General features: G+C 72.1%; 7 protein-coding genes. 1 reads left to right on the top strand and 6 read right to left on the bottom strand.

The features are described from left to right. From G6045_RS37285 to G6045_RS37260, 6 genes are all read right to left on the bottom strand, one after another. Positions 1-2,260 (bottom strand): ATP-binding protein (locus G6045_RS37285; RefSeq protein ID WP_165336675.1); only part of this gene is annotated, 2,260 nt, incomplete at its 3' end. A gap of 206 nt (positions 2,261-2,466) precedes the next feature. Continuing rightward, positions 2,467-3,270, bottom strand: coding sequence for a LolA-like protein (locus tag G6045_RS37280; protein WP_165336674.1), 804 nt, complete (start codon positions 3,268-3,270; stop codon positions 2,467-2,469). A gap of 184 nt (positions 3,271-3,454) precedes the next feature. Next, the gene (locus G6045_RS37275; protein ID WP_165336673.1) at positions 3,455-4,546 is read right to left on the bottom strand and encodes an acyl-CoA dehydrogenase family protein; all 1,092 of its coding nucleotides are present in this window, start codon (positions 4,544-4,546) and stop codon (positions 3,455-3,457) included. After that, entirely contained in the window at positions 4,543-5,724 is a 1,182-nt protein-coding gene (locus tag G6045_RS37270) for an acyl-CoA dehydrogenase family protein (RefSeq protein ID WP_165336672.1), read from the bottom strand. Before G6045_RS37270 ends, G6045_RS37275 begins: the two co-directional genes overlap by 4 nt. Next, entirely contained in the window at positions 5,721-6,689 is a 969-nt protein-coding gene (locus G6045_RS37265; protein ID WP_165336671.1) for an NADPH:quinone oxidoreductase family protein, read from the bottom strand. Before G6045_RS37265 ends, G6045_RS37270 begins: the two co-directional genes overlap by 4 nt. A 116-nt stretch (positions 6,690-6,805) precedes the next feature. Further along, positions 6,806-7,414: a helix-turn-helix domain-containing protein gene (locus tag G6045_RS37260; RefSeq protein WP_328708045.1), complete on the bottom strand. Its 609-nt coding sequence runs from the start codon at positions 7,412-7,414 to the stop codon at positions 6,806-6,808. 64 nt (positions 7,415-7,478) lie between these two features. Here G6045_RS37260 and G6045_RS37255 point away from each other — a divergent pair, with 64 nt between their 5' ends. Continuing rightward, on the top strand, positions 7,479-8,462 hold the full coding sequence (locus G6045_RS37255; protein ID WP_165336669.1) for an NAD(P)/FAD-dependent oxidoreductase: 984 nt from the start codon (positions 7,479-7,481) through the stop codon (positions 8,460-8,462). The last annotated feature ends 61 nt before the right edge of the window (positions 8,463-8,523 follow it).

Genomic DNA, 8,523 nt, shown 5'->3' with positions numbered 1-8,523 from the left:
TCGTGAGCCCCACCCCCCGGGCCCGGTCGAGCGCACCGAGAGTGCTGTCCCGGCCCAACTCCCGTGCCACACCCGCGTACTGCTCGATCAACTGCTCCGCCTCCACCCCCCGCCCCGACACCGCGAGCGCCTCCGCGAGATCGCCCGGCCAGCGCAGCAGGGAGGGATCGGCGACCTGCTGCGCGGTCTCGGCCGCGCGCACCCGCAGGAGCTGTTCCACGGCGTCGGCCGCACTGCCGGTGACCAGCTGCACCAGGCCGAGCACATGCAGGTTCCGGGAGAGGAACACCTGGTCGTGCTCCTCCTCGGAGGCCCGGGCGCCACGTCCCGCAAACGCAAGGGCCCGTTCGAAGGACCCGCCCGCCGCCTCGGCGAAGGCCGCCGAATACCAGGAAGGCCCGGGCGAGATGCCCGCCTCGGCGGTGATCCGCAGCACCCAGTCCGCATACCGCAGCGCGGCCGCACAGCGCCCCGCCCGGGTCTCCGTCTCGGCCAGGCTGCGCAGCACTTCGACCAAGTCCTCGGTCTCCCCGGACCGTTCGACCACCGGAAGCAGGGCGAGCAGCCCGTCACGCGCCCGCTCCAGGCGGTCGTCGAACAGGTCGTGCCGGATCCGCAGATAGCGCGGCTGATTGCGTACGCCGACGGGCTCGCCCGGTATCGCGGCGCCCAGCGCGCGTTCCAGGGTCGCTTCGGCATGCGGATCACCGAGGATGCGTTCGAGACGGGCCTGCATGGTGAGCGCGAGGACGGAGGTCTTGGCGTCCCCGGCACGGCCGGCGAGCACCGCGGCGCGTGCGGCCGCACCTCGCGCCCGTAGCGGGTCCCCGTCGCAGAGGTTCGCTTTCCAGGCGAGCCGCAGCTGCACGGCGGCCAACAACGCCGGGTCGCCCGCGGCTTCGTCGGCCGCCCGGGCGAAGACCTCGTCCAGGTCGTCGAGCGCCTGTCCGGCGGCGTCCAGGATCGCGAGGAGCGCGCGGACCCGCTCGCCGGCGTCCGTCGAGTGGTCGAGGACCTCGGCCGCCGCCCGCCGGGCGAGGTCGACCCGGCCCGCACGACCGGCGTCGTCGGCGGCGGTGACGAACCTCCGTACTACAGCGGCCTGTTGGTTCAGGGCGGCAGGTGTGCGGCGGGCCGCAAGCAGCGCCAGTTCCGCCGCCCGGCCACGGTCGCCCCGGGTGCGGGCCGTGGTCGCGGCGGCCTCCAGCTCGTCGGCCAGGCGGGCGTCGATGTCGTCGGTGGCAAGGGCCCGGTGCCGGGTCGCCCCGACAGGGTCGGTGACCGCGCCGGCCAGCGACCGGTGCGCCGCCGCACGCTCGGCCCAGCTGCTGTCGTCGGTCAGCTGGGACGCGAACACCTCCGCGGTGAAGCGGAGTTCGTTCCCCTCGGTGGTGACCAGTCCGGCGCGGGCCGCCGCGCGCAGCTCCTCCTCCACGTCGCGTCCCGCACTGCGCCGCAGCAGGGCGTGCGTGGGACGGTCGGCGAGCGCGGCGGTCAGGAGCACCCGTCGCACGGGCGGTCCCACGTCGTCGAGGCGGCGGCGCGCCATGGCATGGACCCGTTCGGGTACGGGGAGTTCGTCCAGCGGATGGGGAGGCCGGGGCAGCGCGGCCACGGCGCGGGCGATGTCCAGCGTGATCCGCGGGTTCCCGCCGCCGCAGCGGTGCACCCGCCCGGCGAGGCGTGCGGGGAGCCCCTCCCCGGTGAGCAGCGCGGCCACTTCGTCGACGGCGAGCGGTGGCGGAGTGAACTGCGGGGACCCGTAAAGGAATTCGGGCGCACCGCCCGGGTCTGGGCAGGCCGCCACCACGGCCGTCGACAGGGCTTGGACACACGCCAGGGCTGCGGCGCTGGCGGGATCCGCCCAGTGGACGTCATCGAGGACGATCAGCGCGGGAGCGGCCGCCTTCAGGACCGCGCCGAGAGCGAGCCGGACCCCCAGCGGATCGGGCCCGCCGTCGGACGGCGCCTCATGGCGCAGGACCTGCTCGACGGCGTCCCGCTGGGGAGCGGGCAGTCGCTCGAGGTGGCGGCGCTCGACGCCGAGCAGCAGATCGGCTACGAGAGCGAACGGGACGCCGCGGTCCGGGAGTTGAGAACGCAGCCGATGGACCGTGCCACCTCGGTCGGCGGCCCGTTCGGCCAGCGCGTCCAGGAGGGCGCTCTTGCCGATGCCCGGTGGCCCGGTGACGACGAGCGCCCCTTCGCGATCCAACTCTGCCTCGGCCCGGGCGATGCGCGGGCTTCCCCCTCTGTCCATCCGGCGCCCCCTCCCTCAGCCGACCGGCACGGGGAGCGTACGCCCGCGCTCGACAAGGACGCCCGAAGATCGGCCGGAAAGGTCGCGTTCGACGAAGGCGCCGGACATCGACCGGACCGACAACAGTCGGCGAAGGCACCCAGTCATCAACCGGACCCCCTGAAACGCAGCCCAGGACGGACAGCCTTCCAACCTGGAGGCAAAGGTCAGCCGGACAGCAGACCAGTGACCTCCCCAACCGGCGTGACCTGGGCCGCGTCAGGGGCCTCGACATCGACCGGCTTCGCCAGGGCGGCGTAATCCGTGGTCACCGTGGAGGTGATGTCCTGCATGGTCATTCTCAGCACGCTGCGCACCACACGGCCGCGGCCGTCGATCCACACATCGGCGAAGACCGGGAAGTCGTCCCCGAGCATCTCCCGCGCCTTGCCCATCTGGTCGCGCAACGTCTCGCTGCCCCGCAGGGTCACCGTCGCGTGGTCCAGGACACCGGCGTAGCGGACGGCCCGGACGCCTCGGATCTTCTCCTCGCCCTCCGCGCTGACCTCCTTCATCCGCTCCAGCTGGGCCAGAACATGCTCGGGGTCGTTGAGCGGGGCGCGGAGCAGGTGGTTCGCGTCGACGTCGGCGCGCCCGACGACGCCCCAACGGTCGGACTCCAGACCGGCGACGGGCTTCAGGTAGACCTTCCCTCCGACGAACTTCTGGTCCACGTGGGCGATATCGACACCGGCCATGTCGGCCGCGAGCCGCCCGCGGTCGGCACCGAAGTCGAAGGCACCCTGGACGGTGAGCTTGTAGGTGTTCTCGGCGTTGCCGAGCTCCATGACCTGGTCGATACCGGCCGCGCCCCGGCCCAGCTCGCCGATCGCCTTCCGTACCCGGTCGGAGGCTGTCGGCCCGCCGTTCTCGTCCGTCCGCTCGCCTCCGGCGCCGGCCGCCGGTCCCCCAGCGGAGCAGCCCGCACACAGCATGAGGGCGGCTGCGACCAGGGCGAGTTGTCGACGCATGGGAACTCCACGGGCAGCGTTCGGCAGAACGCCCGGCCGAAATCCGGCCGGGCGGGACACCAGACCCTAGCCGAGGCCCACTGCCGGCTCCGCTGAATTTCCGGGCGCGAATCCGAGCCCCGGTCCGGCCCGGGAGGGACGCCCCTCCCCCGCCGCTTCAGGGGGGAGGGCGCCACGAACTCCCTTACGGCGCCTGCAAATCCACCAGCTCGGCCACCGTCCCCTGATGCGCTCCCGCCGCCCCCAGAGCGATCGAGTCCGACTTGGCGCGCTTCAGGTAGAGGTGGATCGGGTGCTCCCAGGTCATCCCGATACCGCCGTGCAGCTGCAGCGCCTCCTCGGCCGCGTGCACCGCGACCGGCGCGCAGTACGCCTGGGCCAGCGCGGCCGCGAGCGGGGCCTCGTCCGAGCCCGCCGCCAGTGCGTCGGCGGCATTGCGGGCCGCGGCCCGCGCATGGACCGTTTCCAGCCACAGCTCCGCGAGGCGGTGCTTGAGGGACTGGAAGGAGCCGACCGAGCGGTTGAACTGCTTGCGGGTTTTCAGATACGCGACCGTCTCCGTCAAGCACCAGTCCGCGAGGCCGAGTTGCTCGGACGCGAGCAGGGCCGCGCCCGCCGTGAGACCTCGGCGCACGGCCGCGGAGGCGTCCGCGCCGACGAGCCGCCCGGGGGCGGACTCCAGGGTGACCGTCGCGAGCGGGCGGGTCAGGTCGAGCGGGGTCTGCGGTGTGATCCGTACCCCGTCCGCCGTGGTGTCGACGGCGTACAGACCGCTCGCCGTCGACACCAGGAGCACATCGGCCGCGGTCGCGTCCGCCACCGCACCGACGCGCCCGGTCAGCTTTCCGTCCGCCTCCGCGACCTCCGCGTACGACGACGAAGGCGCCGTGGAGAGCGGCAGGGCGAGCACGCCGATGGAACGGCCCGAGGCGAGGGCGGTCAGGAGCTCATCGGCGGCGGCAGACCCGCAGCCGAGCAGGGTCTCCGTGGCGATCACCGCGCTGGTGAGATACGGGACCGGCGCGACGAAGCGGCCCAACTCCTCCAGAACCACGGCCACTTCACGATGCGTGGCGCCCTGCCCGCCGAGGGACTCGGGGATGAGGAGTCCGGCCAGGCCCATGTCCGCGGCGAGGGTCTTCCACAGATCGTGATCGTGCGGCTGATCGGTCTCGGCGCGCGCGATGACCTGCGCGGCCTCGCAGCGGTCGGTCAGCAACGAGCGCACCGCCGAACGGAGTTCGTCCTCGGTCTCCGAGTACAGCAGATCGCTCATCGAGCCAGGTCCTTCCAGGCGACGTCCTTGTCGGTACGCGGTTCCGAGGGCAGGCCGAGCACGCGCTCGGCGACGATGTTGAGCAGCACCTCGCTGGTGCCGCCTTCGATGCTGTTGCCCTTGGAGCGCAGATAGCGGTAACCGGCGTCGCGGCCCACGAAGTCCACGATGTCCGGCCGGCGCATCGTCCAGTCGTCGTACAACAGGCCCTCGTCGCCGAGCAGTTCCACCTCCAGGCCGCTGATCTCCTGGTTGAGACGGGCGAAGGTGAGCTTCATGCCCGAGCCCTCGGGCCCGGGGTGCCCTGCCACCAGCTGCTGGCGCAGCCGCTCGCCGCTGAGGCGGGCGACTTCGGCCTCGATCCACAGTTTCACCAGTCGCTGGTGCAGATCGCGGGTGCGCAGTTCGGGACGTTCGCGCCACGTGGCCGAGATCGGGCCGATCATGCCGCCCTCACGCGGCAGCCGCATGCCGCCGATGGCGACGCGCTCGTTCATCAGCGTGGTCTGGGCGACCTTCCAGCCGTCGCCGACCTCGCCGAGCCGGTGGGCGTCGGGGATACGGACGTCGGTGAGGAACACCTCGTTGAACTCGGCCTCACCGGTGATCTGCCGCAGCGGCCGCACCTCGACACCGGGGTCGGTCATATCGCACACGAAGTACGTGATGCCGCGGTGCTTGGGCAGGTCCGGGTCGGTGCGCGCGATCAGGATCGCCCAGCGCGCGTTGTGCGCGTTCGACGTCCAGACCTTCTGCCCGGTCACGATCCAGTCGTCGCCGTCACGCACGGCGCGCGTACCGAGCGCCGCAAGGTCGGAGCCGGCGCCCGGCTCGCTGAACAGCTGGCACCAGACCTCCTCGCCGCGCCACAGCGGCCCGAGGAAGCGCTCCTTCTGCTCGTCGGTGCCGAACGCGAGGACCGTCGGCGCGGCCATCCCGAGCCCGATGCCGATCCGCCGCGGATCGTTGTCGGGCGCGCCCGCGGCCTCCAGCTCGGCGTCGACCACGGCCTGCAGCGAGCGGGGCGCGGCGAGGCCGCCGAGGCCCTCGGGGTAGTGCACCCAGGCGAGCCCGGCGTCGAAGCGGGCCTTGAGGAAGTCCTCCCGCGAGGTGGTGGCCGGCGGATAGGCCGCGAGCAACTCGCGGGTCCTGGTGGCCAGTTCGGTAGCGTCCGTCACGCCTGCGCCCCTTCCGGTACGACGGCCACGCGGCCGGTGGTGACTCCGTCGGCAACCCGCTGCACCGCTTCGGCCGCCCCGACCAGCGGCACTCGCTCGCTGATCAGCGGCTTGATCGAGCCCTTCGCGGCCAGTTCGGTGAGCTGCTCGTGGCAACGGAGCACCGCCGCCGGGTCCTTGGTGTTGTACAGGCCCCAGTGCAGGCCCATGATCGAGTAGTTCTTGATGAGCGCATGGTTCAGCCCGGGCGCCGGCACGACACCGCTGGCGAAGCCGATCAGGACGATGCGCCCCTCGAAGGCCACGCACTTCGCGGACTGCGTGTACGCGTCGCCGCCCACCGGGTCGTAGACCACGTCCGCGCCCCGGCCGCCGGTGGCCTCCTTGACGGCGGCGATCACATCGTCGCTGCGCCGGTCGATCACCACGTCGCAGCCGAGCTCGTCGGCCACGCGCGCCTTGTCGGGCCCGCCGACAACTCCGATCACCCGTGCCCCGGCGGCCTTGCCGAGCTGCACGGCCGCGCTGCCGACACCACCGGCGGCCGCGTGCACGAGCAGCGTCTCGCCCGCCTGGAGACGGGCCCTGCGGTGCAGGCCGAACCATCCGGTCTGGTAGCCGATGTGCAGCGCCGCCGCCTCGGCGTCGTCGAGCGCGTCGGGCGCGGCCAGCACGGCCGCCTTGTCCACCAACGCGTACTCGGCGAAACCGCCGTACGGCAGCGCGGGGTTGGCGATGATCCGCCGGCCGTCCTCGGTCTCGCCGCAGATCTCCACGCCGGGCGTGAACGGCAGCGGCGGCCGCATCTGGTACTGCCCGCGGCAGAGCAGCGCATCGGGGAAGTTGATGTTGGCGGCCCGCACCTTGACGAGCAGCTGCCCCTCGCCGGGGGTGGGCTTGGCCACCTCGTCGAGCCGCATCACCTCGCCCGGCTCACCGGTCTCGTGCACTCGCCATGCCTGCATGCGGGGCCTCCACAGAGGGGGTGAACAAGTCTCCCGCGCATACTAAGCGGTCGCTTGCCTCCTGGGAACGGCCCGGCCGAGACTTTCCGCGCACACCCTGCCCCGAGCCGGACTCCTCACCCCTCGGTGGCCCTCTTGGGCTTGGCCCGCACATGCATTCGCTCCCCCTGCGGCCCGAACAGACTGAGCATCTCCACCGGACCGTCCACCGCGTCGAACCAGTGCGGCACCCTCGTATCGAATTCGGCCGCCTCCCCGGGACCGAGCACCACATCGTGGTGGGCCAGCTTCAGGCGCAGCTTCCCGGAGATGATGTACAGCCACTCGTAGCCCTCGTGCGTGCGCTGTTCGGCGTGCTCGTGCTTCGGATCCGGGGCCTCGATGATGACCTTGTACGCCTGCAGCCCGCCGGGCTGGCCGCCGAGCGACAGATGCGTACGGTTGTGGCGGATGATCGGCTTCGAGCGCACTCGCGGGTCGCCCACCTCCGGCGCTCCGACGAGTTCGTCGAGCGGGACCTGGTGCGCGCGGGCGATCGGAAGCAGCAGCTCAAGGCTCGGCTTGCGGTGACCGGACTCGAGCCGCGACAGCGTGCTGACCGAGATCCCGGTCGCCTCGGAGAGCCCGGCCAGGGTGGATCCCCGGTCCTTGCGGATACTGCGCAGCCGCGCCCCCACCTCGGCCAGGACCGCGTCCATCTCCTCGGCATCTTCATGCTCGGCCACCGCCACCACCTCCATCTTTTGCGATTACGGCAACATTGTTTGCCCATTCTGCCGTACTCGTCCGATGCTTGCAGCGGAGGTGGTCACCGTGACCCGAAGCACCGAGGCACAGCGGAAGTCGTACGACGTGGTGGTCGTCGGAGGCGGCACGGCGGGCCTGAGCGCGGCGCTCGGCCTGGGACGCAGCCGGCGCAGCGTCCTGGTGATCGACGCGGGCGAACCGCGCAACGCCCCCGCCGACCACATGCACGGCTACCTGTCCCGCGACGGCATGCCGCCCGCCGAGTTCCTGGCGGTCGGGCGGTCCGAAGTGGAGTCGTACGGCGGGGAGATCATCTCCGGGCGGGTGGAGAAGGTGGAACCGGACACCGACGGCGAGGTCGATGTGAGACTGGCCGACGGCTCCGTGGTGCACGGGCGCCGCGCGGTGATCGCCACCGGCCTGGTCGACGAACTCCCGGACATCCCCGGACTCGCCGGCCGCTGGGGCCGCGATGTGCTGCACTGCCCGTACTGCCATGGCTATGAGGTGCGCGACCAGGCCTTCGGCGTGATCGCCCGGCCCGAGATGGGCGCCCACCAGGCGCTCCTGGTGACCCAGTGGTCGAAGGACGTGACGCTCTTCCTGCACCAGGTCGAGGAGCTGCCCGACGAGCAGTGGCAGCAGCTGGCCGCGGCGGGCGTACGGGTGGTGACCGGCGAGGTGGCCGAAGTCGTCGTGGAGGACGACCGGTTGACGGGGGTGCGCCTGGCGAGCGGTGAATTCTTCGCACGGGACGTGCTGTTCACCGCGACACGTCCCGTGCCACGCACCGAGATGCTGCCCGACCTGACGGGGGACGCGGTCAAGCAGACCCCGTTCGGCCCGTTCCCCGCCGTGGACGAGGCGGGCCGCAGCGGCCTGCCGGGCATCTGGATCGTGGGCAATGCGATGGGCCCGGCCGAGATGGTGGTCAACTCGGCAAGCGCCGGCTACCGCGCCGGCACCCTGATCAACGCGGAGCTCGTCTTCGCCGATCTGGCCACTCCAAGCCCCTCCGGCGTTTGAGGAGATCCGACCGGAGGTCGGATGCGGGGTCCGGGGCGAAGCCCCGGTTTCGGGAAGGGGC

It is taken from the genome of Streptomyces mesophilus, from assembly GCF_011044995.1.
GTDB classification, from domain to species: domain Bacteria; phylum Actinomycetota; class Actinomycetes; order Streptomycetales; family Streptomycetaceae; genus Streptomyces; species Streptomyces mesophilus.
This window is presented reverse-complemented; position numbering and strand designations above follow the sequence as displayed.